Origin of the sequence: Tunturibacter gelidoferens (genome assembly GCF_040358255.1) — a bacterium.
GTDB classification, from domain to species: domain Bacteria; phylum Acidobacteriota; class Terriglobia; order Terriglobales; family Acidobacteriaceae; genus Edaphobacter; species Edaphobacter gelidiferens.
In genome coordinates, this window is record NZ_CP132938.1 from 4,940,883 (window position 1) to 4,963,002 (window position 22,120).

Below are 22,120 nucleotides of genomic sequence, written 5' to 3' on the forward strand. Positions count from 1 at the left end.
TGGTATTTGCCGTACTGCCTCGCATCCCCAACGGCCCCTCGTGGGCGCACTGCCATGGTCGTTCCACTTTCTCAGATCTTCGCGTAGGGACGACACCGTATCCACAGGTTCTTTCATCGAGGGTCGCCTGAAATGTATTCTGGTCAGCGCAAGCCGGACCGAACAGGCTGAGTAGGCACCCTCGCACCCAATAAAGCACCGACAACAACGGCAACCTGACGACGAATAGCCTGGCTCAGCTGCAGTCGTCTAGTCGCCGGTAGCGTTGCTCAAATATTGTCGAAGCAGCAAGGCCGGCTGCGCCTCCCACGCCTGCACCAGATATCTTGTGGCTGTGCCAGCCGGAGGAGCGAGTCTCCGCAAGCTGGAAGGATGTGTGCTCTCTGGCGATGAGTTCCGAGATGGATTCGCTGGTTGGTTTTTTGCCGATGGAGAAGAAGCTGTCGCAGGTCATCCGATCAATGTCCTTGAGGTACGCCTTCAGGGCTTCTACCGAGAGAGCGGAGATGCCATTAGAGCTGAAGCTCACGTCGATACTGGCAGCTGGCATCGCGGCAATCTCAAACGCAGGCATAAGGACGACATCAGCACGTGCGATGGCTTGGCCGGTCAGTTCTTCTTCGCCGTAAAGCAAGAACTCGAGGCTTGGGAAAGCTTTGAGTAGGTAGTACGAACTCAGTGCGATGCTCTCCGGCACATCGAAGTCGATATAGGTAAGTTCAGGTCTGTCGCGAAGCAGGTAATACGCCATGCTGCCGTACCCGCCGCCGAATTCGACGACCGTGGCTGGGCCCGCTGAGAGCATGCTATCGATTCTATGAGCGCAATAGTGAGCGTACTCCGCGCCCACGTGAATGTGTGTGCCATCAATCTGGACACCGAAGGGATTTCCGACACCAGGGCCGTAGAGATCGCGAAGGGGGAAGCGGCCGTCTGTCTGCTCCTTCCAGTAATCGTAGCGATATAAGGCGTGGCTTAGGTAGAAGCGGCGGTGGAGATCTTTGATGTTGCCACCAAAGTACGCCTTGGCCAGCCCGAACGGCGCGCCCAATAGACCGGAGGAGCAAGCGTCCCGAAAGAAATTTCGATACATCGCTCGTAATGCCGGAATGTCTCGAGTGAGCAGTGCCTGTACGACCGGGCCAAGGCGCTGCTGCCGTATCTGCTCCCATCGGTGGGTCGGCCGGTAGGCCACCGGTGCAGACTGCTGGCGTTCGTTCGCCTTACGGTAGGCGGCGCAAATTCGCTCAAGCAGTTCCGTGTCATCGTCTGTCGTATCGATGCGAGAGGCAAATCCATCGGTCACGTTCTGTAGATCGTAGCGATGGTCCCCTTTGAAACGAAGGTCGCCGTGGTTCGCAAACTTCCACATGCCGAGCCATATCGTAAAGAGAGCCTTGGCCTTCTTCGCTGCTTGAATTGGATGAAGCAGGTATTTGGGTTTCACTCTTCACCCCTTTCTACAAGGGTCCGAGCTACCGATCTATGAACCCACAAGATGTAAAGCTGTTCTAGGTAATGGGCAACATAACCGTGAACGGCAGCGGCAGAACGTCATGCTTGAGATTTAATGATCTACTTTGCGCTCATCGCTTGTCAGCAACGCAAAGAGGATTTTGTCGTGATTTGACAAGTGTGTGACAAACAAAAGACAAGTTCAGAGTCGTCGATAGGTCGCACCCACGCCTGCGCCGCAGGTCCCAAGTCCCGCGAAGCTGCTTCGCCCTCGAATTGCGGATTTTCGCAACGCGGCTAAGTACCTCAAGGATTGGAGTTCCCGAGAACGTATGGTCCGCCGTCTGACTGCAAGGGAAAAGCGAAGAGTGGATCGACAGATCTGCGCAAATGTATTCGTCAATAAGGGCGAAGATGTTGTCAAGGACAAAGATATTTCTTCCCCGTTGCCTCGTGCGACGCTCGGAGTAAGAGCTTAGAGACCAGAGTCCGAGCGGATCCCTCTGTCGAATCATTTTGGGTGGAGGGTTCTCCATCAACCATCAATTCGGTCACAAATGCGACCATGATTGCTTATTCGGACATCCAATCTGTCGAGATAGAGACCGCCGCCGTTCAAAACCGTCGAGTCAGGAGTTAGTCCCAGGCCGGCGATAGAGGTGTAGAAGCCTACCCTCCTAGGGTACCCCGGAGTAGGCGCCCGGTTTGAAAAGAACTGCGGCGCGGCTGCCGCTGAACTGCCCGCTGCTTACGCTGGAGTTGGAGATCGAGACGATGTCTGAATTGATGACAGAGCCGGATACTGTTGGGTCGAAGACGTAAACGTTTGGTCCAAAGATGGTGGAGTTGTATTGTGCGAAGGCTGGAACCGAGAAGCCGCAGAGGACGGCGCATAGGATGAGGAGGAGCCTACCGAGTACAGAAGCGGAAATTCTAAAGAGATGCATGGATAACCTCGTGTTTCAGGATGGATGTGGTGGGTTTGGCACAGCAGCCGGACGAGCCGCACCGTTTCTGCAGAACGAGGAGAAGGAGAACAAGTCCAAGGGGAGGACTAAGGGGGAACGTTAGCCAGGTTCATCCTGCGGATCTTCAATGGATTGGCAGGGCCGAAATCCTGCAGCGCGAACTGCATGGACTCACGAGCGCCGCAAATATTGCATATGCACCGTAACGCTGTCGTCTGGGGTGGCATCCAAAGGCACCAAGGATGGCCTGAGAAGATCTGCGGGTGGCCTAGCAAGGGTTCCATGACTTCGTTAGGGTCTGTCGTGATGATCGTGAACGTCTCAAGCGGCTGTCGGGTAGCGGGGTCGTTCCAGCTCTTCCACAGTCCTGTCATGCCGAATAGCTTCCGATTCTAGGCGATCCAGGCTGTCGCAGATAGAAGCGGGGAATGATGTAACGGCAGGATGGTTCCTTTTTTGTTGGTGGAGTTATCGGAGCTGTTAAAATTCTGCTCGCTCAAAAGTTCCATCAATCAGATTTCGGTAATCTCGATGGTGTTATAAGAAAAGCAATACAAAACCGAAGTTCGTGTCACTTTGGTGCAGCGCGTATTGTTGGTTATTGGCTGCATTTTGCTCGCAGCGATCGGCGCTTACCTTATCGAAAAAACCATAATTGGAATCCGGTTAATTTAGCGCGCTGAATAGCCAATCATTCCTCAGCGACCCGTTGCGTCTTTAGGATCTGCCGGAAATAGTCCTCGCACTGAGCACGCCTGGGGCCGCTTCGTCTGCGACGCTTTGTCCGGTTGCCTCGTCGCTCAGCGGCGGAACTGGCGACGTATCCGAGCAAGAAAAGTGCGAAGACCGTCGCGGCGAACAGGTTCTCGAGGATGGCGAGGCCGCGGCCCGCTGGGGTAGGCGGGAAGGTACTCGGAATTTCTCTAGAATGACGCGATATTGATGGTCAACAAGGCTAAATCGGCGAGTCACTCATTGAGACGCGAGAGCATTCCACTCGTCCGTATCTTATTTTGGCGGACAAATGGCTACCCGCTGTTCACTGGTGATCACAGGGTAGGTCGTTCGCCGATCCCCTAAGTGGTGAGCGTCTCACCAAGTCGCCTTGAGTTCAACCGGTCCCTGGCCGAGTAACTGACCCTGCAAGCCACCTCTGCTCATCGGACAAATCGGTTATGGTGAGCCCTGCGTGTTCTGAGCAGATCTATTCCGCTGTGCTTCTTCCCCTGCACCATACCATGCTCCTTTTGTACCAGTTCCTATGCTGCAACTGGTACAAATTTCGCCGGGCATACCAATTGCACGAAGGTTTTTGCTCTCAGTGACTAATTTAAGACTTTCTTCAAAAAAATGGAATAAAGGGCTTGGTCATCAGTTTTGATTGGCAACGCGCCTGATGTGTTGTTCCCTGGAGGTAAGATGAAATCATTTCGCACGATCTTTGCTAGAGATCTGGATTCCGTATCTCTCAAGAGTGAGATGGAGACTTACGGATACGTCTTCATCCGAGACCTGATGCCGAAAGGAGACCTGGAGCAGCTCCTCAGCGATATGATCGGCATTGCATCGGACGAGGGCTGGACGATCGAGGGGTCCGCACCATCGGACCGCATCGCGAATCCCGCCATGGCGTGCTTCGATCCTGACCCGAAATATAAGCAGGCCGCAAATCGCGCGTTCCGCTTGGAGCAGCTCCACGCGTTGACGCATCATCCAATATTGACCGATGTGATGAAGCGACTTGCGGGGCCGCGTCTTTTGGTTCATCCCAAGCCCATTGCACGGATGATCTTCCCCAACTGCGAGGGCGCCCTTTTGGGTGCGCATCAGGACAACTCGGGGATTGCGGGAAGCTCTGACAGCTACACAGTATGGATGCCGCTCCATGATTGTCTCCACGGACAGGGGACGCTCGAGATCAAGGAAGCATCGCATCTTTCGGGGCTTCTAACCACGGAGGGATATATCAAGCCGGAAACAGCTCCGGGAGGCGATTGGATAGGCGGGGGGATCAATGCGGGAGATGCTGTCTTCTTTCACAGCCTGACGGTGCATAGGTCGACACTCAGTACTTCCAGCCAGCTCCGTTTTTCGGTGGATTGCCGGTTTCAAAGCTATGACGAAGCCGTCTCACCGCTCGAGATCGTGTTTCCCAATCAGGCTAAAGGCGGACGAACCTGGGAAGCCACCTATGCGGACTGGAAGCATGACGATTTGAAGTACTATTGGCGCGATTTGCCTTTGCGTCTAAAGCCCTCGGTGGCCGAGCTAACCGCGCAGGCCGAGAAAGCTGACAGTCCCGAAAAGCGACTTCGCTACAAGACTACCGTGGAACTGATTGAGCGAGAGATTCCCATGCTGGTGCACTGAGCGGACCTAGACAAGTGGGAAGAAGGCCGAGAAATTCCTCTGGAAGCTAGTGCAACCGCTCTGGCGAGAACGCGATGAGAGGTGGATATGGGACTCTGGTGCAAATATCTTGATGTTTTGAGTGGAGCTGCGGGCAGAAGTTCAGATCAAGCGTTTCCATAACTCAGAGATATGCTTCGGCATCTCGAGTTAGGGACTAATCTTGGGGCAGTTCTCGCTGCGACGCTGCTCCCGAGCGTTGTGGCTACGATTCAATCGGGGACGGTTGGGACCCTTCTCAGCGCCCTGACCAACGGTGACAACTACATCGTCGACGTCTTCCTCGGCGATGGAGATGGATCCTTCGCCCCCGCCTCACGGATCATCACCGGACTCGCCAATAGCTTCGGCATGGCCGTAGGAGACCTCAAGAAGCGGATTCTGCGACGAAGTGTTGAGGAGTTCCGGGTTCCCTTTTCGATAGCGTTGGTTCTTGCCAAGTCTCTCTGTCTTTAAGTACAGGGGAGATCGCAGATATTCTCGGTTGTGGCGTCCCATAACGCAAACGTCTGCTTTGGCTCATTCAAGATTGAACGCATCACAATAGTCGTGATGCGGCGCGAGCGAAGGCCCGTCGATGTGAGCTTTCTTGAAACGCAAATCGGAACTGCGCCGGTGGCGATTCGAGGGACCAAGCTTATCATCGCTCATAGCGAGGCACTCCTTCGGGCACCGCCCTTCTCTTGGTCATTCACGGGCTTCTCTTTGCCCACTGCCGAACCGAAATGATGACCAGCGGTGTTTCGTTGGACGAAATTCCATCTCAGTGCCGGCTGTTCCAGCCACTTCCAGGACGCGGCGGCATAGCAGACCGTTATTCCGAAGGCCACGATGGCCGAAACCACATAGTGAGTCGTGAATCTTCGCGTGAATCCGAGTGCGGCGACATGGATGAGATAAACCGAATAGCTTATACGTCCGAGAAACACCATTGGCCTGGCCTGCAGGAGCCCGACGCGGTGACCGCTTAGTGTCCATACGAGTGCTCCCGCGTAGGTCAAGAGAATAAACTCGTACAACCAGACGTTCGCCAAAACAGTATCAGCGCCAGGCTGAAACCATGGATGGGACGAGAGAACACACAGAGCAGTTGCTGTGATCGCGCAGACCCACTGTCCGTTAGAGCCGAAGCGATGTATCAGCCACCGGCGGTGGCGCCAGACCAACTGGATCAATGCGCCGGCCGCCAAGAGATCGATTCGAAATGGTAAGCCGGTGTGAATAGACCATCGGTGTGGGAAGCAGACTGTGGCTATGCAACGAAACACAGGGGCAGCGACGATCATAGCCGCAGACAGCCATGCAAGCGCCCTCTCACTCAGTCCGTAGACCAAAATCGGCCAGATTATGTAGAACTGCTCCTCCACCGCGAGCGACCAAAGAATCCCATGGAAAGATGGGGCGTAAGCGCGAAAGGCAGCCGTGTTCATCAGGAAAAGATAGAGATACCAGTGATGGATCCAAGCTGCGCCGAACAATACGGAGGTAACCGCCAACGCCAGGATGTACGGCGGAAGAATCCTTTGGCATCTTCGAGCATAGAAGGTGGCAATGTATCTGCCGCAAGTGGTCTGTCGCCGGAGCTCCAGTAGAACTCCGGTGATGAGGAAGCCGGAAAGCATGAAAAAAAGGTCCACACCGCTCCAAAGTAACTCCGAGCGAAATGCGTGACTCGTAAAAACCATCAGGACGGCGATGGCTCTGAGTCCATCCAACTGGTGGATGCGCTTTCCAGATGAATCATGATTGGTGAAGCGTGTGCTGTGCGCGTATGTCATCTTCCCCTTTTGGTGAGCCCTGAAAAACGTGCGACGCACGAGTTCATTACTTCGTCATGTCAGACACTTTCCAAGCTGCTGTCCGTTTGTCGCCACGCTTCTGGCAACCCAACGCAAACTTCTAGCAAGGAGAACTAGACCGAGCCGGATTTATTCCTTTGTTTGAATGACAATCACATGTACGCGCATGTCGGAAGCTTCCTTGACACGAGCGGGAAGAAGTGTACCCGGGTCGGCGATTCGGAGAGATTGCGCATGTCGTGAATGGACGCCTTGGCGATAAAACCACAACGCAATCGTTCGGTAGCAGGCCGGCGTCCTGCATAGACTCGCCACGGACCTTAAGAAGAACCGTTTTGGATGGATTCTGCAGCAAGTGACCGAATTCGCCGCGTATCACGGACAGTCTCAGCTCGATATGAATCGGTTCGAAGATGCGGCGGAGATCTTTAGAGGCCTGGCAGCGATGCACGGACTCGCCCACCTCGTGTTGGAAGGCAAGGCCTTGCGGTTTTTCAAGGGAGCGAGGGCGGAAGGGTTCTTGAACGACGAGCTGCCGCGAGTCCTTAAGGAGATTTATCCGTCGCGGCGTGACCTGACGGGAAACGGCATGATGCTTAGGGCCTCGGTCCATCAGGATATACCCAGCTTGAGCGGCACGGAAAAGAAGACCGGTATGTGTTGCTGTTGAGCATCACTACCGTAGACCGAATCGCAGTGAAATTATTCCAGGCGCTCGGAATAAAAGCCGGGAACTCCAGTTTTGGGCAGTGTAGGCAATTAAAACCAGCTGGAGCTTGATATGAATCGCTTTGAAGATAAGGCAATGAACGAAAATGAGGCCGCCGCACAACCCGGCGATGGCATCGACAGACGCAACTTCCTTGGTTGCATGGCGTGGGCAGGCACCGACCTACTCTGGACGATGGCTGGTGGTGTGCCCACCTCGAAGTTATTGGCGCAGGCGATGAAGGGCGGCGCCCCAAAAGCCCCCAAGTCGGAAGATTTCCCTTCGTCCAGATTAGCGACAGTCACATCGGCTTCAACAAGGGAGCAAACCCGAATGTCACGGGGACGCTCACCAAAGCGATCGACAGGGTTAACGTGGTTCCGGCCTGGATGAAAGCGCCGGACTTCATGATCCATACCGGCGATATTACCCAGAACTCGAAGGCAGCCGAGTTTGATACTGCGGCCCAGGTGATTAAGAGCGCGCAGGCGGACGAGGTCTTTTATGTCCCGGCGAGCATGACTTCATCAACGATGGCGAACAGTACAAGCAGCGTTTCGGCAAGGTACCCAAGCCAATGGCTGGTATATCCCTCACGCTCACGAAAATATCGCAACGGGCAGCCGGGAGATCGCAATGAATAAAACGATTTACCCTCTAACCTCGGTCCGATTCTTTGCGGCCTCTCTAGTTCTGATTCATCATTCAGTCCGAGTCTTTTTGCCTGCCTTCTCTGCTAAGGAGGCCCATCTGGCTCGGGGCGATATCGCCGGTATACTTTCGCTTGCATTCCCGGTTTCGGTGAGTTTCTTCTTTCTTCTTTCAGGCTATGTATTGAGCTATGTGTACTTGCATGACGGACAAACGGTCGATAAGAGTAAGTTCTTCGCAGCGCGCTTAGCGCGCCTTTATCCTCTGTACTTCGTTATGCTAATACTCGATACGCCGAAACTTCTAGCGGGAGAAGTAGAGCGGCACGGCGTGAAGCTTGGGCTAGCTATGACAGGGGAGATATTCGCAGCAAGCATGGTGTTGCTGCAGGTCTGGTACCCGATTGAATTAGGTAAGATTAACCCTCCCAGTTGGTCTCTTTGTGTCGAGGCCTTCTTCTGCTTGTGCTTTCCCGTTCTAGGCGTTTTACTTTGGAAATTGCGTGGGGTGCAGCTTTGGATGACCGCATTGCTCTTGTACGTCGGAGGGCAAGCACTGGTTTGGTGGATGAGAGTGCGTTTGGGCATTGGCATGACGGTGACCTTGCCACCGACACACCTATCAACTTTTGCACTCGGGATTCTTCTGGCGCGGTGGCAGACGCTGCGACGGATGCAAACGGGCAGACCGCAGGTCCAAGCATGGCATGTGAACACGGTGTTGTGGCTGGCTGTCGGCGGAATTCTACTAAGTGTCTGGCTGGTTCCCTTCTGGCAGATGCCGAATCCTTATTTCAACGGGCTCCTGGCGCCCATCTATGCGGCCTTTATTTGGGCGTTGTCGGTGATGCCAACACTATGGTCGCGATGGTTGTGTAGGAAATGGATGGTGGCCCTCGGAAATGCTAGCTACGCGCTATACCTCATCCACTTCCCTATTCTCAACTTGTTTATGCACTTTCGATGGGTAACTCCTGTGTGCTATCTGGTGTACCTGGGACTCTGTTTGGCAATAAGTTTGTTGAGTTACCGCTACTTTGAGACGCCTGTAAGGCTCTGGTTACTGGAAAGGTTCGCCGACAAATCGCGATCCGGCCGCAGCGATCTCAAGAAGGCAACTGGAGTCTCATCCAGCATTTGTTCTTCGAAGGACTTTTAGCTGGATAGCAGCGAGGAGGAACTGAGAGGGAAGGGCTTTACTGCACCGTCTGACGGGAATTCACAAAGTCTTAATGCAAGGTGCTGCTGTAATGATTGGAGGAGTGACCGACTCTAATTCGGCCTTCCTCATATTTCCGTTCTTAGGTGGACACTACCTCTGGCAGTCCAGCGAGCGGATGCTTCATTTGCCTGCCTCGAAAAAAATTGGGTTGCTGAGAATAATCGTCGCGCAACTAAATTTCTAAATATGTACAGAACTTCGAACCTCAGGCCGTTCAACTTGATCGCGCCGACGCGGCTTTCCGGTTCAAATTGAAGGATCAACCAGTTTCGAACAGCTCGCGCGCTCAAGGGAGCCGAGATCGTGGAGCAGACGTACTACCGTTGGCGCAAGGAGTTTGGCGGGTTGGAGGCCAGGCTCGACGGCTAAAGGAACTGGAGCAGGAGAACGCGAAGCTGAAGCGTCTGGTTTCGGAGTTGAGCCTGGAGAAGCTAGTGTTGAAGGAAAATCGGCTCGAGAAACTTCTAAGCCCTGAGCGACGCTCACCCTGGCCATCGTAACGCTGGCCAGTCAGTATGGCCGCTATGGCTATCGCCGGATTACGGCGCTACTCCAACGGGCAGGCTGGCATGTTGGCAAGGAACGGGCGATCAGATACTTACAAAAATCAATGCGCTAAACCAACAATCCAACCGGTACAAAAGATCGGGCAATCCAAGACAGTCTCAAGCTGGGGTACGATTCGAATCAGCTCTCAGCACAAGTTTTCTTTTCGTTTTTCAACGTAAAGAACTCGAACCGCTGCGACGTCATGCGTTCGTAAGGCAAATGTCAATCTCTTGCCTGCGAGAGAGGCGGGCTCAAGCCCCGATTCTCGTACCAGTACTGATGCAAATGAAGCAGCTACTAATCGGAAGTGGGCTGGACCACCGTTCAAAGCGCAAGCTTACGTATCCGCTGACGCCACTTGATCGACTCGCAGAAGTAGCGGACACCTTCGAACAGGTGAAACCTGAGACGGAACCATATAAAGCTAATCTGCGTGAAGTGTCGTCGGACTTGATCAGGGACTGTCTCGTGCGGAGGCGCATGGGCAATTGCCGGCGGCAAGCTTAGCGGCATCAGTGACCGCCGGAGCGGCCGCTTCGAGGATATGCCTTCTCGTTCGAGCTCTCTCTGGAGCAGTAGGTAAAGCTTGCAGCCGGGAAAGCTGGTAAGGACAGACTTGCTTCCGTACAGACTCAACCAGAAACGCACGCGGGGGCGGACGAGATGAACCGTCCAGTTTGCAAGGGCTTCAGGAGCGAAATCATCCATAACCTGAGTAGTCAAGATAATAATGACTCCAAGTGCCAAAGCTGCCCCTGGACTCTCCTCAGCCGCTGCTCGGACTTCTTTCCAAAAGAGATCATCTTGATGGCGAGCGAGCACATGCCGGTAGAATTCGATGAAGTGTGCAGTCCTTGAGAACTCGCTGAGTAAATGTTTGAACAGGTGCAACCCCTGCGCAAGGAATAGATCACTTCGAGAAAGAACTGGGATGGAGACACCATTGAAGTCGAGTACATCTTTTCGTGCGAGCACTGAAGGAAGGCTTTGATCGTTGCTTTCAGCGTGGAGCTCTACGCAACGCAAGGGAAGAGGTTTGTATAAATCTTTCACAGATCTGCCTGGAGTATGGACTCTCTTGAATTCCCAGCTCTTGCCGCTCACCGCATGGAGGTAATAACCTCGCTGTTCCAAAATCTGACGCGCTTCGACTAAATGATCCTCTTCTATCAAGAAATCCAAGTCTAATTGCGATCGCAGCCACGGCTTGGACACTGAGAGGGGCCAGAGCGAGAACCCTTTCAGGGTTGCATAAGAGAGCTGTGAGTTTTGAAACTCACGGTGAATCGCATTCGATTCGGTCATCAAGCGCTGAGTGCGGGCGATGTTGTCGTTGTAATTCTGCTGCAGACGCGCTAGTACTACTGGCGGTAGGAGGTCGGATCGTTGTACTTCCAGCATCCGATCCAAAAAGTACAACGCAAGACCGCTGGTGTCCAGCCAATGTAATAGCTTCTTCCAATCCTCATGGGAGATATGTTGCAGTAGCGAACATTGATCCGGAAGCGGGTCGCAGAAGGTCAGCAGCACAGCGTGCCGCATCTGTTGCTCGGTGCTCAGTGGCTTTTGCATCGTCTCGAATTTCATGCGGACTCGGAACCAAGGTAACATCAAACTGTTCTGCGATGCTCTGAGCTACCCACTAGCATTGGTGATTCGAAGCATAGTAAAGCTTTTGAAAACTTTTTCACAGAGCTGTAAGCGGATTGTCATTTCTACGAACCTGAGAGGTAGCGGAGTCAAATTTTCGCGCGAGATATTGCATGACAAGCTACCGTGGTGCATCACATGCGTGTACGAACATCGCTCAGTCAGCATGACGAACAAGAGCTACCACGTTTTCTGAATCCCTAATAAGCTGACAGCTTCAATGGCGCTTGGATCGATCTTGAACCTCGGAGTATGTCAGGGTATTTTCGCAAGTCACTATTGCCCGTCGTGCACCAGCTTCTCCAGCCGATGAACTGCCCAGTTTAGATCTTTGTAACGCAACTCGAAGACGTCGGCAGTCAACAATCGTTCAATAGCCTCATACTGACGATCAAGTGTATTTGGTGGTCCAAAGAGCATTTGGCGGACAAAGTGGCGCGTTACGTCCTTGCGATAAGGTGTAACGCCCTGCCCGCCTTCCGAAAGCCGATTCAAGAACACGATGAAATCCACCTTCGTTGCCTGGGAGCAGGTCAAGCCAGGGATCATTGATGTCTGCATTTCAACGGATGGTTTACCAGCCGCTGGTGGCATCATCTTTAGCTCACCGATCTCCGGGAACAGTTCAGCCGCAGTGGGCCGAAACCGTACCCGATGGCAGTTGCCTGCGACCACCCGATCTTCGCCGCAGCTCAAGAGATAACTTTTATCGTCGGAGATGTACGTCCACCCCTTTCGTGCACATGCGTAAGATAATGTAGACTTTCCCGCACCTGAGTCTCCGCAGAGCAGCACACCACGCCCGTCCAGAGCCACGCATCCTGCATGAAGCGGCGTTGTGTGAGAGGAAGCGATGCAGGCGATCGGGGTTCCGAGGAAGTAATATCCCGCGTATAGCTTGTGACGAAGAGCTGCATCCGATAAGCATATCTGCGCAATATTCCGCTCCATATCAACGATGCCGTAGTTGTTTTTGTCCGCGATAGTTATAAACGACGATGACATAAGGCGGTACACGGGCAAGGGCGGACAGTCGAGAGAGTCACTCATCACCGCATGCACTTCTGAATTGATGGGAACCGTGTTGTATCGTTGCTCGAATTCTCCCCAGATGCCCTCGAGCACGTTAAGTACATCGACTGAGTTTGTCTTGACTTCGACTGGAAATCCATATGGATAGAAAGTCCTGGCCAGCGAGAGCTCGGATTTCGGCAGCTCGGGCCTGGAATAGTCCAGTGGTTGTGAGTTATCACACGCGCGTTCGATCTCCTGGATTGTCACTATTTGAGTACCTTGTCTTTTAGAGACCAAGAAGTATCTAACTCTTCTACGGGTTGCGCACACGAGATGCTTATGTCGGATCTATGAGGTTGCTTTGTCATATGCTCGTGCTGCACTAAAGAGTCATTATGGACGGAGTCTTGTTGTGGGTTGTCACCGATTTGTCACTTCATTGTCCCAAATGAGCGTTAGCTCACGAACCGGCTTGCGCAGCCGGCAGTAGGCTCTGGTGCAAATTCTGAAAGCGGTTGGAGTCGAGGCGATAATGGAACAGGATGAGAGCACTGGATCTGTTTAAGGGACGGCATTTCGATCAGGAAATCATCGTGCCTTGTGTGCGATGGTATCTCAGATTCAAACTGAGTTCGCGGGACTTAGTCCAAAGGATGGTGGAGCGTGGAATTGCGTTGACGCACATGACAATTCTGCGCTGGGTGCAGCGCTATGTACCGGAGTTCGAGAAGCGCTGGAACAAGTACTCTCGGCCAGTAGGTGGATCATGGCGTTGTGATGAGACCTATATAAAGGTGAAGGGGCGTTGGACCTACTTGTATCGAGCAGTGGATAAGCTGGGTCGAACGGAAGACTTTCTGTTGAGTGAACCGCGCGATGTTACGGCAGCGAAACGCTTCTTCAGTAAAGCGATAGAGAAGCATGGGACACCGCGGGTCATTCACTCGATGCTTACGCGGCTTCGCATCGAGCCGTCACAGAGTTGAAATCAATGGGAACGATAGCGCGCCGTGTAGGGATAAGGTCCAGCAAGTATTTGAACAATATTGTGGAGCAGGATCATCGCCGCATCAAGCGGATTCGGCCGATGCTCGGGTTCAAGCGATTTGAAACGGCGGCAATAACGATAAGCGGCATCGAGCTTACAGAAAAGATTCGGAAACGCAGTTCAAGACTGGAAGCTTGCCGGGCAGAACTGTAACTGCTCCTGACGTTTGGGTAGCTATTCTCGCTGCCTAAACTCATCAAGAATTCTTTCCAATCGCCTGCTCTGGAAAAGTTTGCACCAGAACCGTGCCTCTAGGGTCAGCTGATTCCTATCAGCGGCCAATAAAAAGGGACAAGCAGGAGGAGCACAAGCGACTCGATCACAGTTACGCACAGGCCAACGCGAAAGACATCTTTCGCGGTGAAGTAGCCATAGGAATAGCCGACGACCAGGACACCGGACTGGTACACGAAGATCTTGCCGCCGGCGGCGAAAGCCCAGATTAACCCCAGAGGAAGCGGGTGAATGCCGCTGGCTTGTGCGAAGCTCATCAGGCCCGGCATGGAGGTGGCGAGCATGCCAATCTCATTGCCAAGAAAGATGTGGTAGACGAAGGCCGTCCAGTATGGCACCAGAGCCAGGGCGAAACTGCTAGAGACGATCAGCGGCCTCATCCAGTCGAACATGATGGCCGTCATGGTGCGCAGGGCTCCTGTCTGGACGAGCACCGTCCCCATGCTAACGGCTGCAGCCACAAAGAAGACAAGCAGATAGTTGACCTTCTTCATGTCCTTCTCGTCGAGCACACCGACGCGAGGCAGGCAGGCAAAGAGGCCAACGCCTAGACCGATAACGGCCGGTGAGATGTGGTGAAGCAGGTCCGTCATCCAGAGTGCGATGGCGAGCAGCATCAGGAACAGGGCTCTCTTTTCCATCCGCGTCCAGGGTCCCATCCTGTCGACTTCCTCGCGAAGAAATGCAGCTCCGCGCGTCAACGCCGCATCCTCCGGAGGGTAGAGCCACAGGACGAGCCGCCAGATGCCGAAGATCGTCACCACCGCGCAGGGAAAGAAAGCCAGGAGCCACAGGCCGTAGTAGATATGGACGTTGGCTCCCTTTTCGATCAGGCCGCGCCCCAGAATAGTAGAGGGACCGGCGATGACCATCTTGTCAAAACAGCCGGCGGTATACGTGAGAGTGATGAAGATTCCCTTGCCGACGTTGCTGCCGGGGCCAAGTCCGAAGACCTGCATCAGGCCCAGAGCGACCGAGGCCATGATGACGACGCAGGCGATTCCCGAAGGGACCAGGAAGGTAAGCAGAAACGACGTAAGGATGATGCCAAGAAGGAGACGCGAATAACTGGTTCCGACTCGCCGGATGATGAGGTAGGCAAGGCGGCGGCCCAGGCCGGTCTTGGTCGCCATCATGCCGAAAAGCCCGGCGCCAAAGAGAAACCAGGGAGTTTGATCCGCAAATCCGCTGAACGCTACGTCGAACTTGACGACCTTGAGCACCCAGAAGAGATAGCACCCGATCAGGCCGGTGAGCGCATGAGGGATCGGCTCGGCGATCCAGGCGACGATCATGAAAGCCGCTACGGCGAGGGCGTGTTTGGAGTTGGCGGCGAAGTGGAGCGGAGCGAACCAGATCAAAACCGGCGCAGCGACGGCTGTGATGAAGCCGACGATCTTTCGCGTGGAGGTTTCGGTCTTCTCCGCTCCGCCAACTTCGGCGGCGGCTTGCATCGCTTGTACCATCAGGCTTGCCTTAGCTGCTCATTTGTGACGCCGCGCGTTGGTCGTGGCCGCTATGCCGTCAGCCTCCGCTCGAATCTAGGTCCGTTTGCTGGAGCCAGGTTCGGCGAGGATCTTGCCCCACTTTTCCTGTGCAGCGCGCCGGACCTCCGGACTCGATTCGGCGACCGGAGGAAAGTCCTTCAGCCACTCGTACGGCCTGCAGGCGTCGATGACCGCACGCGAACTGTGTCCGCGGTCTGCAATGGGGATGATCGGATCGAGCGAGCCGCTCCAACTGCGACGGATGATCTCGATATCCGCTTCGGGGTTAGACCGGGTGGCGATGGCCCAGAGAACGTCGTCGGTATTGGTGACATCGATGTCATCGTCCACGACGACGGTGTAGCGACCAAGATAGGCGCCGGCGTGGCAGTAGGCGGCGATCATTCCCGCCTGGCGGGCGTGGCCGGGGTACCGCTGTTTGATGGAGACGAAGGTCAGCAGACGGCTTCCGCCCGACTCGTGACACCAGACGCCGGTCACGTCCGGGACGCCGGCCTTCTCGAGCTCCTGCCAGATCAGCGCGGACCTCATGAAGCAGCGCATGTAATTGAACTCGCAGGGCGGGCGGGTGGGCGGTGCTCCAAGAATGATCGGATTGTTGCGATGGTAGAGCCGCTTCACCTTCATTGTCGGCTCGGGGCGCATGTTGCTGGCGTAGTATCCGGTCCATTCGCCGAAGGGACCTTCGTTCATGTTTTCGCCGGGAATGGCTTCGCACTCGACGACGATCTCGGAGGAGGCCGGGAAGGGCAGGCTTGTGTATGCGCCGTGGATGACCGGCACGGGCGCGCCTTGAAGGCCACCCACCCACTCGTACTCGGAGACGCCGTACGGTATTTCCATTCCACCGGCCAGGTAGAGTAGAGGATCATGGCCAAAGGAGACGGCGAGTTTGCAGGACTGCCCCTTGGCGAAGTACTTCTCACGCATGATGCGACCTTGTTTGCCCGGCGAGATAAAGAACCCGAGGGTATTGCGATCGTGGATCATCACCCGATACGTCCCGAGGTTCACCCAGCCTTCGTCGGGATCGCGTGTGATGTCCACCGAGCCGGTGCCAAGATAGCGACCGCCGTCGAGCTCGTGCCACTTGGGCGTGGGGAACTTGAACATGTCGATGTCTTCGCCTTCAAAGACGTTTTCCATGATCGGACCATCGGTGACTACCTCGGGTTTGATGTAGGTAAGCTCGGTGATGTGCTTCTTGATGTCCTTCACAAACTGCAGCCGTGTGTAGTTTGTGTCCATGTGAAGGGTCATGGCCAGGCGCTTGGTGGTGTTCAGGGTGTTCGATAGGACACGATATCCCTCGGGATAACCCTTGATCCGATCGAAGAGAAGCGCGTGGCTCTGCTCGCCACGATGATGGCCAAGTTCCGTAATTGCTCCGATCTCAACATCCCAGTCGGCACCGTCGATATGCTTCAACTCGCCCAGCACCTCGGCTGCGCGAATCCAGTCGCGCAAGTCTCTACTTTGCATCTTTCACCCCTTGCATCCGATTTCTAAGTGTGATCCTTTGCGTCGACCCCTTCGATTGAAATCACCGAAAAGCAACGAAAAATGATTGGACCAATCTCATACCATTACACAAAATATGTCAAGTGAGTGCCTTTCGGCAGTGGTATGACTAGGCTTTATAGGTCTTAGTCAACTGGGGCGGGAACAGGTCCGAGAGCGGAATCTGCCGGTCCGTTACTCCCTGTTCGAAGCAGAACTGTGTAAAGGCCTCCAACGTGCGCCGGTTCGCCTCGATGCCGTAGGGCCAGACATCCTCCCCGAACAGCGTTCTTGTCCGCTCCAGAGCGATGTGCGACCAGGGGATTGCGACCCGCGAGTTCACCAGGCTGGAGAGACGCTGCAGGCTTCTGTTCTTCGCCTCTTCGAAGGCCTTGAGGAGATTCATCGCGATCCAGGGATGCTGCTCGAGCGTCTCCTTCTTGATAACGACGGCGTGCATGATCGGGAAGATTCCTGTGTCTTTGTAGTAACTCTCCTCGATCGTGCGATAGTCAGGCCAAAGACGTGCGATTCGCGGATCGCGCTTGATCATGCTTGCCGGTTCGCGGGCGGAGATCATCCCGTCGATCTCACCAGCCAGCAGCAGATCGTTGAGAGAGCGGTCGGGGACGGTTTCAATTGAGACGCCGCTGGGCAGGAACAGTGTGACCTTCTCGGTGCGTCCGGCATCGTTAACTCCTGCCTGGACCCAATGGATATCCTTCAACTGCATCCCGCACTGATGCTGGAGATACGAGCGCGCATAAACGCCAGCTGTCTGCGCCCACTCTGGAATGCCGATCCTCCGTCCTGCCAGATCCGCGGGTTCTTTAATGCCTGACTTGGTAGCGATGTAAAACGCCGACTGCCGGAAAACGCGCGACGGGAAGACGGGAATCGCCCAGAAGGGAGCCTTGTTCGAGGCCGTGAGCGAGACATACTTCGCCATGGAAAACTCCGAGACGTCCCACTCGAGGAAGTTGAGCATGCGGAAGAAGATCTCTTCGACGGGCAGCTCCATGGCCCTGAGGTCGATCCCCTCGGGATGAATTCTTCCATTCATTACATCCGAGACGTGCTCGTAGTTGCTCATTGCGATGGAGAGGGGAAGCTTGGACATCGGAGGCTCCTGAAAGGACTGATTGAAACATGAAACGACGACCGCTCTCCGCCGTTTGGCCCGAAGCGAAGAGCGGCGCGGTTTGCGGAATGCCGCGCCCGCAAGACCCTAGCTGCGAACGGTTGCTGGCTGCTCCAGAATGTGACCCCATCTTTCCAACGTCTGAGCCCGGAGTTCAGGGCTCGACTCGGCGACCGGCGGGAACTCCGACATCCACTCGAACGGGCGAGTCGCGATGACAACAGCCCTGGAGTTGTGAGAGATGCCCTTCCTCTTCCGCGGATCGAGAGGACCGCTCCACGCCTGACGGATGAACTCGATGTCTTCGCTGGGATCGCAACGGGTGGACATCGCCCACATGACGTCAAAGGGATTGCTGGGATCGATATCGTGATCGACCACCACGACGAAGCGCCCGAGGTAATTTCCCGCGTGTACGTTCGCTGCCAGCATGGCCGCCTGCCGTGCATGACCGGCATAGGCCTGCTTGATCGAGATGACGTTGAAGAGCCTGCCTCCGCCGGATTCGTGACACCACACCCCCTCGACGCCGGAGAGGCCTGCCCTTTCCACCTGATCCCAGATCATCGCGGATTTGATGACGGACTTGCTGAGAGTGTAGTCGGAGGGCGGCCGCATGGGGCAAGCCATGGTGATGATGGGCGAGTTGCGATGATAGACCCGCTTCACCCGCACCACATTGTCAGGCCGGGTGGAACTCGCATAGTAGCCGGTCCATTCGCCGAACGGACCTTCCAGGCGAAGGTCGTCCAGCAGGATCTCTCCCTCGAGCACGATCTCAGCGCGCGCCGGCATCGGCAGGCCATGAAGCTCGCTCTTGAGCGTCTCGAAGGGAATGCCGCGGTGTCCGCCGGCATGAGCAAACTCGGCGACCTGATAGTTGACCTCATTGCCCGAGGAGAGGAAGAGGAGCGGGTCGTGACCGCAGCTGATCACCACCGGACAGGGCTTGCCCATCTTGAAGTATTTCTCACGGATCAACCTGCCGTGCTTGCCCGGCGACATCCAGATACCGATCGTGTTCTTATCGTGCACCTGAGCCCGGTAGGTTCCGACGTTCACCCAACCAGTGTCCGGATCCTTCATGATGATCAGATCGGCGGTGCCGATGTAGCGTCCGCCGTCGAGCTCATGCAGGAATGGAACGGGAAATTTGAAAAGATCGACGGCTTCGTCGCGATCAACGTTCTCGAGCAGCGGACCCGACTCCACAAATTCATTCGGAATCAGAGCGAAGTTCTTCATGCGATCGCGATACGCGCGAACCACATCGAGCGGCCGCTTGGAGAGAGGAAGACCAAGCGTAAGCGCCAGACGTTGCGGCGAGTTCGTCATGCCGGACAGAACCCTGAACTCGGGTGAGTAGTCCGGAATGTTTTCGAACAGGATGGCGGGTGGATTCTCCGGACGCGCGTGGTACACCATCTCGGCGACAGCGCCCATTTCGAGCTTCCAGTTGACCCCGGACACTCTCAGCAACTCACCGATCCCTTCGACCCGCTCCAGCCAATCGCGCAGATCTGCATGAGGTTGAGGGAAGTTGCCGAAGGCCTTTTGCTCTGCGGGTTGCGCAAGCTCAGCTATGTTCATGAATTTATCTCCTGAAAACTTGGGTGAAGCCGATCAAGCCGAGAAGAGCGATCGTCGTGACGACAATCTGCACGATCCCCCAGTAGAGCCCGATGCGGAAGATGGTTCGATCCTCTCCCTTGATGTTCACCAGGGAGGCGGCAAAGCGAATGAGCGCGGGTTTGACGGCGTTGGTAGGTCCCATCGCGACGAGATTCACCAGGCCCACCAGCAGGACCAGAGGCAGGCCCAGCTTTGCCGCGGAGGACATCTGGAGGCGCGAGAAAAGGAAGATGGCAGGCGCGCCCTGGCCGAAGGTCATACCGCCCAGGAAGATCAGCACCGAGTCGAGCACCTGATAGACCGTCTTTCCTCCCTGCGCAAGCACCTGGCCAAGAAAGGCGATCTGTCCGGTGGCCACCATGAGATAGACGGTGGCGCTGCCAAACAAGAGGGTGCTGAGGCTGGAAGCTCCGTGCGCGGTGCCTCGCGTGACATCCTGGACGAGGCTGGCCTTCTTCAGGCGAACCGCGTAACAACTCAGGATGGCAACGATCAGAGGAACGGCGGGCGTGGTCAGCAGATTGATTTTTACCGGGGTGAACCCCCACGCCGACACATTGAAATCGAATCTCGAGAACACATGCGATACAGCGGGAATTCGCGTCAGCATCGTGTAAGCGATTGCGATCAGCAAAGGAAAATACGCCTTCATCCTCATGCCGAGCGTGTAATGCACTGGCTGGGATAGTGGAGCCGCAACAACCGCCGGGGTCCATTCCACTGTCTCTGTTGCAGGGCTGTCTGTTCGGTTCATCCGCCCATAGAGGAAGAGGAAGAGCAGTGCGATCACACCGCCTGACACGAGCGTGAGTTCGTGATAGTGAGGCCAGACCTGGGTAAAGAGAATTAGGCCTGCAACATCGCTGAGACACAGCATCCAGAAGAGCGTCTGGCTCTGACGCGTCCTGAAGCGAAAGCCCAGGATTCTGTATGTCCCGATCATTGAGACGAAGACAAGAGGAATCGCAAGCAGCCCGGAGGCGCCAGCGATCCGATCGACAGGGAGGCCTGTCGCCGCGCTCGCAATGACTGCCCCGATGAACAGAGCGGCGAAGGGAAGGCACCAGGACGCATAGATTAGGTAGCCGGCCGCCGACGCGACGCCACCGAAACCAAGGTCGGCGAGAGCGGGAATGGCCACCGGATAAACGGCGTACAGATTAAACGTGCCCACGAAGGCGCTGAGCAGCGTGATCATCGTCAGCGCGCGCACCTGCCGGTCCTTTGTCGGAACGACAGCGCTGAAGGAGTCGAGAAGCGCGGGAGTCAGTCCGGTCGCTCGAAACGTTTGTCCGAAGATCTGCCCCGACCATAGCAGGATGAAGACACTCCACATGGTCAGATTGCCCCAGAGTCCGGCCTCGACACTCTTGATCACCGGCAGGTGGTAGTAGGTGACAACAACCACAAACTGGACCGCAAAGGTCAGTATGGAAGTCATCAGCGCATTGAGCCGGAACAAGAGAAAGCCCGCAACCAGAGTCGCGAAGGGGAGCAAGGCGACCAAGACCTCGATCACCGTCAGGGTCGCAGAATTCCCCGCCAAATTGCCCGATCCGCCCATTTCCCATCCTTTGCCGCTTGCAAGCCGCGTGTCATCCGGCCTGAGCGCCCATTCGCCGAATCGATCCGCTATTATGTCGACCGGCTTCGCAGGCGCAGAACCGGAAATCCAGAGACGTTTGTGATGCTCGCTATTCCGTCGCCATTTCTGATGGCTGAAGAAGTCCCGCACGCAGGAGCACGGGATCGATCGCCTTCTGCAACTCGGCATCCAGATCGATCAGCGGAAGCCGCAACTCCGGTGAATCCAGCATCCCCAGTCGCGACATCATGTACTTCAGCGGGACGGGATTGGTATCGAAGAAGATAGCCCGATTCAACTCGAACAGTTCGAGGTGCAGTCGTTGCGCCATCTGCAGGTCTCCCTGCTTCACGGCGGTGTAGAGCGATGCGACCTTTGCGGGGGCGACGTTGCCTACCGCGTTCATCAATCCGCTCGCCCCGAGAACAAGCATCGGAAGACTGAGCGCCTCGAGCCCGCAGAACATGCGGAATTCCGGACCCATGCCGATCTGCAGCTCTGTCAGCAACTCCAGTCCCTTATCGGCATGCTTCAGCCCGACCAGATTGTCGATCCGCTCTCCGATCCGCATGACCGTCTTCGCATGGATGGAGACCGCGGCTCGGCCTGGAATGTGGTAGATCATCAGAGGAAGTGCGGTGCGCTTGCCCACTGCGGCGAAGTACTCAATCAATCCTCGCTGCGACGGCTTGATGTAGTACGGGGTGACCACGAGCACAGCACTGGCTCCGGCCTTCTCCCCCAGCTGGGTAAGCTCGACGGTTTCGGCAAACGACTGCGAACCGGTTGCGGCGACCACGGGAATCCTGCCCCGCACGGCAGCCACGGCGACTTTAACAAGCTCAGTCCGCTCAGCCACGGTCAGGCTGCTGGGCTCTCCCGTCGTTCCGGCCACCACCAGGCCGTGGGAGCCCTCCTTCGCCTGGCGCTCCGCCAGGTCGGCAAAGCGGTCGAAGTCTACCTTCCCTCCCCGGAAGGGGGTAACCAGGGGAGGGTAGGAGCCGCATAGAAACGTCTTATCAAGCTGCATCATAGACAGACCATCTC

18 protein-coding genes and 1 pseudogene are annotated in these 22,120 nt (G+C 55.6%); 7 read left to right on the forward strand and 12 right to left on the reverse strand.

Translation table 11 applies throughout. From position 1 onward, the window contains the following. Positions 1–235 precede the first annotated feature (235 nt). The 3 genes from RBB81_RS21360 to RBB81_RS21370 all read right to left on the reverse strand — a co-directional run bounded on the left by RBB81_RS21360 (position 236) and on the right by RBB81_RS21370 (position 2,797). Positions 236–1,447 carry a putative sugar O-methyltransferase gene (locus tag RBB81_RS21360; RefSeq protein WP_353072052.1) on the reverse strand — a complete coding sequence of 404 codons (1,212 nt, stop codon included), beginning with the start codon at positions 1,445–1,447 and terminating at the stop codon, positions 236–238. 685 nt (positions 1,448–2,132) lie between these two features. Beyond that, complete coding sequence (locus tag RBB81_RS21365) at positions 2,133–2,402, reverse strand: hypothetical protein (RefSeq protein ID WP_353072053.1); 270 nt, start codon at positions 2,400–2,402, stop codon at positions 2,133–2,135. A gap of 107 nt (positions 2,403–2,509) precedes the next feature. Beyond that, positions 2,510–2,797 (reverse strand): SOS response-associated peptidase family protein, encoded by a 288-nt coding sequence (locus RBB81_RS21370; RefSeq protein WP_423248033.1) that lies wholly within the window; start codon positions 2,795–2,797, stop codon positions 2,510–2,512. A gap of 1,045 nt (positions 2,798–3,842) precedes the next feature. Between RBB81_RS21370 and RBB81_RS21375 the strand changes: the two genes are divergently transcribed. Both RBB81_RS21375 and RBB81_RS21380 read left to right on the forward strand, forming a co-directional pair. Beyond that, the gene (locus tag RBB81_RS21375) at positions 3,843–4,793 is read left to right on the forward strand and encodes a phytanoyl-CoA dioxygenase family protein (protein WP_353072054.1); all 951 of its coding nucleotides are present in this window, start codon (positions 3,843–3,845) and stop codon (positions 4,791–4,793) included. A 171-nt stretch (positions 4,794–4,964) separates the two neighbouring features. Beyond that, positions 4,965–5,288: a hypothetical protein gene (locus tag RBB81_RS21380; RefSeq protein ID WP_353072055.1), complete on the forward strand. Its 324-nt coding sequence runs from the start codon at positions 4,965–4,967 to the stop codon at positions 5,286–5,288. 191 nt (positions 5,289–5,479) lie between these two features. On the opposite strand, the gene RBB81_RS21385 is transcribed toward RBB81_RS21380, so the two are convergent. After that, positions 5,480–6,610, reverse strand: a complete 1,131-nt coding sequence (locus RBB81_RS21385; protein WP_353072056.1) for an acyltransferase family protein — start codon at positions 6,608–6,610, stop codon at positions 5,480–5,482. Between the two features lie 376 nt (positions 6,611–6,986). Here RBB81_RS21385 and RBB81_RS21390 point away from each other — a divergent pair, with 376 nt between their 5' ends. From RBB81_RS21390 to RBB81_RS21405, 4 genes and pseudogenes are all read left to right on the forward strand, one after another. Further along, positions 6,987–7,301, forward strand: coding sequence for a hypothetical protein (locus tag RBB81_RS21390; RefSeq protein ID WP_353072057.1), 315 nt, complete (start codon positions 6,987–6,989; stop codon positions 7,299–7,301). A gap of 206 nt (positions 7,302–7,507) precedes the next feature. Beyond that, entirely contained in the window at positions 7,508–7,984 is a 477-nt protein-coding gene (locus RBB81_RS21395) for a metallophosphoesterase family protein (protein WP_353072058.1), read from the forward strand. Continuing rightward, the gene (locus RBB81_RS21400) at positions 7,977–9,149 is read left to right on the forward strand and encodes an acyltransferase family protein (protein ID WP_353072059.1); all 1,173 of its coding nucleotides are present in this window, start codon (positions 7,977–7,979) and stop codon (positions 9,147–9,149) included. The genes RBB81_RS21395 and RBB81_RS21400 overlap by 8 nt, the downstream gene beginning before the upstream one ends. 339 nt (positions 9,150–9,488) lie before the next feature. Next, positions 9,489–9,807, forward strand: a pseudogene (locus tag RBB81_RS21405) (transposase); the annotation flags it as partial. 278 nt (positions 9,808–10,085) lie between these two features. Here RBB81_RS21405 and RBB81_RS21410 read toward each other — a convergent pair. Then, positions 10,086–11,348, reverse strand: coding sequence for a nucleotidyltransferase family protein (locus RBB81_RS21410; RefSeq protein ID WP_353072060.1), 1,263 nt, complete (start codon positions 11,346–11,348; stop codon positions 10,086–10,088). A gap of 339 nt (positions 11,349–11,687) precedes the next feature. Then, positions 11,688–12,722: an aldolase gene (locus tag RBB81_RS21415; RefSeq protein WP_353072061.1), complete on the reverse strand. Its 1,035-nt coding sequence runs from the start codon at positions 12,720–12,722 to the stop codon at positions 11,688–11,690. 245 nt (positions 12,723–12,967) lie between these two features. Between RBB81_RS21415 and RBB81_RS21420 the strand changes: the two genes are divergently transcribed. Next, positions 12,968–13,626 (forward strand): IS6 family transposase gene (locus RBB81_RS21420; RefSeq protein WP_423248034.1). Its coding sequence is split into 2 segments (ribosomal slippage): positions 12,968–13,367 and positions 13,367–13,626, totalling 660 coding nucleotides; the frame shifts between segments, so codons are not numbered across the junction. Between the two features lie 104 nt (positions 13,627–13,730). Here RBB81_RS21420 and RBB81_RS21425 read toward each other — a convergent pair. The 6 genes from RBB81_RS21425 to dapA all read right to left on the reverse strand — a co-directional run bounded on the left by RBB81_RS21425 (position 13,731) and on the right by dapA (position 22,106). After that, positions 13,731–15,173 carry an SLC13 family permease gene (locus tag RBB81_RS21425; protein ID WP_353072062.1) on the reverse strand — a complete coding sequence of 481 codons (1,443 nt, stop codon included), beginning with the start codon at positions 15,171–15,173 and terminating at the stop codon, positions 13,731–13,733. A 75-nt stretch (positions 15,174–15,248) separates the two neighbouring features. Continuing rightward, complete coding sequence (locus RBB81_RS21430) at positions 15,249–16,697, reverse strand: UbiD family decarboxylase (RefSeq protein WP_353072063.1); 1,449 nt, start codon at positions 16,695–16,697, stop codon at positions 15,249–15,251. A 148-nt stretch (positions 16,698–16,845) separates the two neighbouring features. Next, complete coding sequence (locus RBB81_RS21435; protein ID WP_353072064.1) at positions 16,846–17,835, reverse strand: hypothetical protein; 990 nt, start codon at positions 17,833–17,835, stop codon at positions 16,846–16,848. 108 nt (positions 17,836–17,943) lie between these two features. Then, positions 17,944–19,446: a UbiD family decarboxylase gene (locus tag RBB81_RS21440; protein ID WP_353072065.1), complete on the reverse strand. Its 1,503-nt coding sequence runs from the start codon at positions 19,444–19,446 to the stop codon at positions 17,944–17,946. A gap of 4 nt (positions 19,447–19,450) precedes the next feature. Then, a complete protein-coding gene (locus RBB81_RS21445) occupies positions 19,451–21,052 on the reverse strand; it encodes an L-lactate permease (RefSeq protein ID WP_353072066.1) in 1,602 nt (533 codons plus the stop codon). Positions 21,053–21,182: 130 nt separating this feature from the next. Beyond that, the gene (dapA, locus tag RBB81_RS21450; protein ID WP_353072067.1) at positions 21,183–22,106 is read right to left on the reverse strand and encodes a 4-hydroxy-tetrahydrodipicolinate synthase; all 924 of its coding nucleotides are present in this window, start codon (positions 22,104–22,106) and stop codon (positions 21,183–21,185) included. Positions 22,107–22,120: the final 14 nt, after the last annotated feature.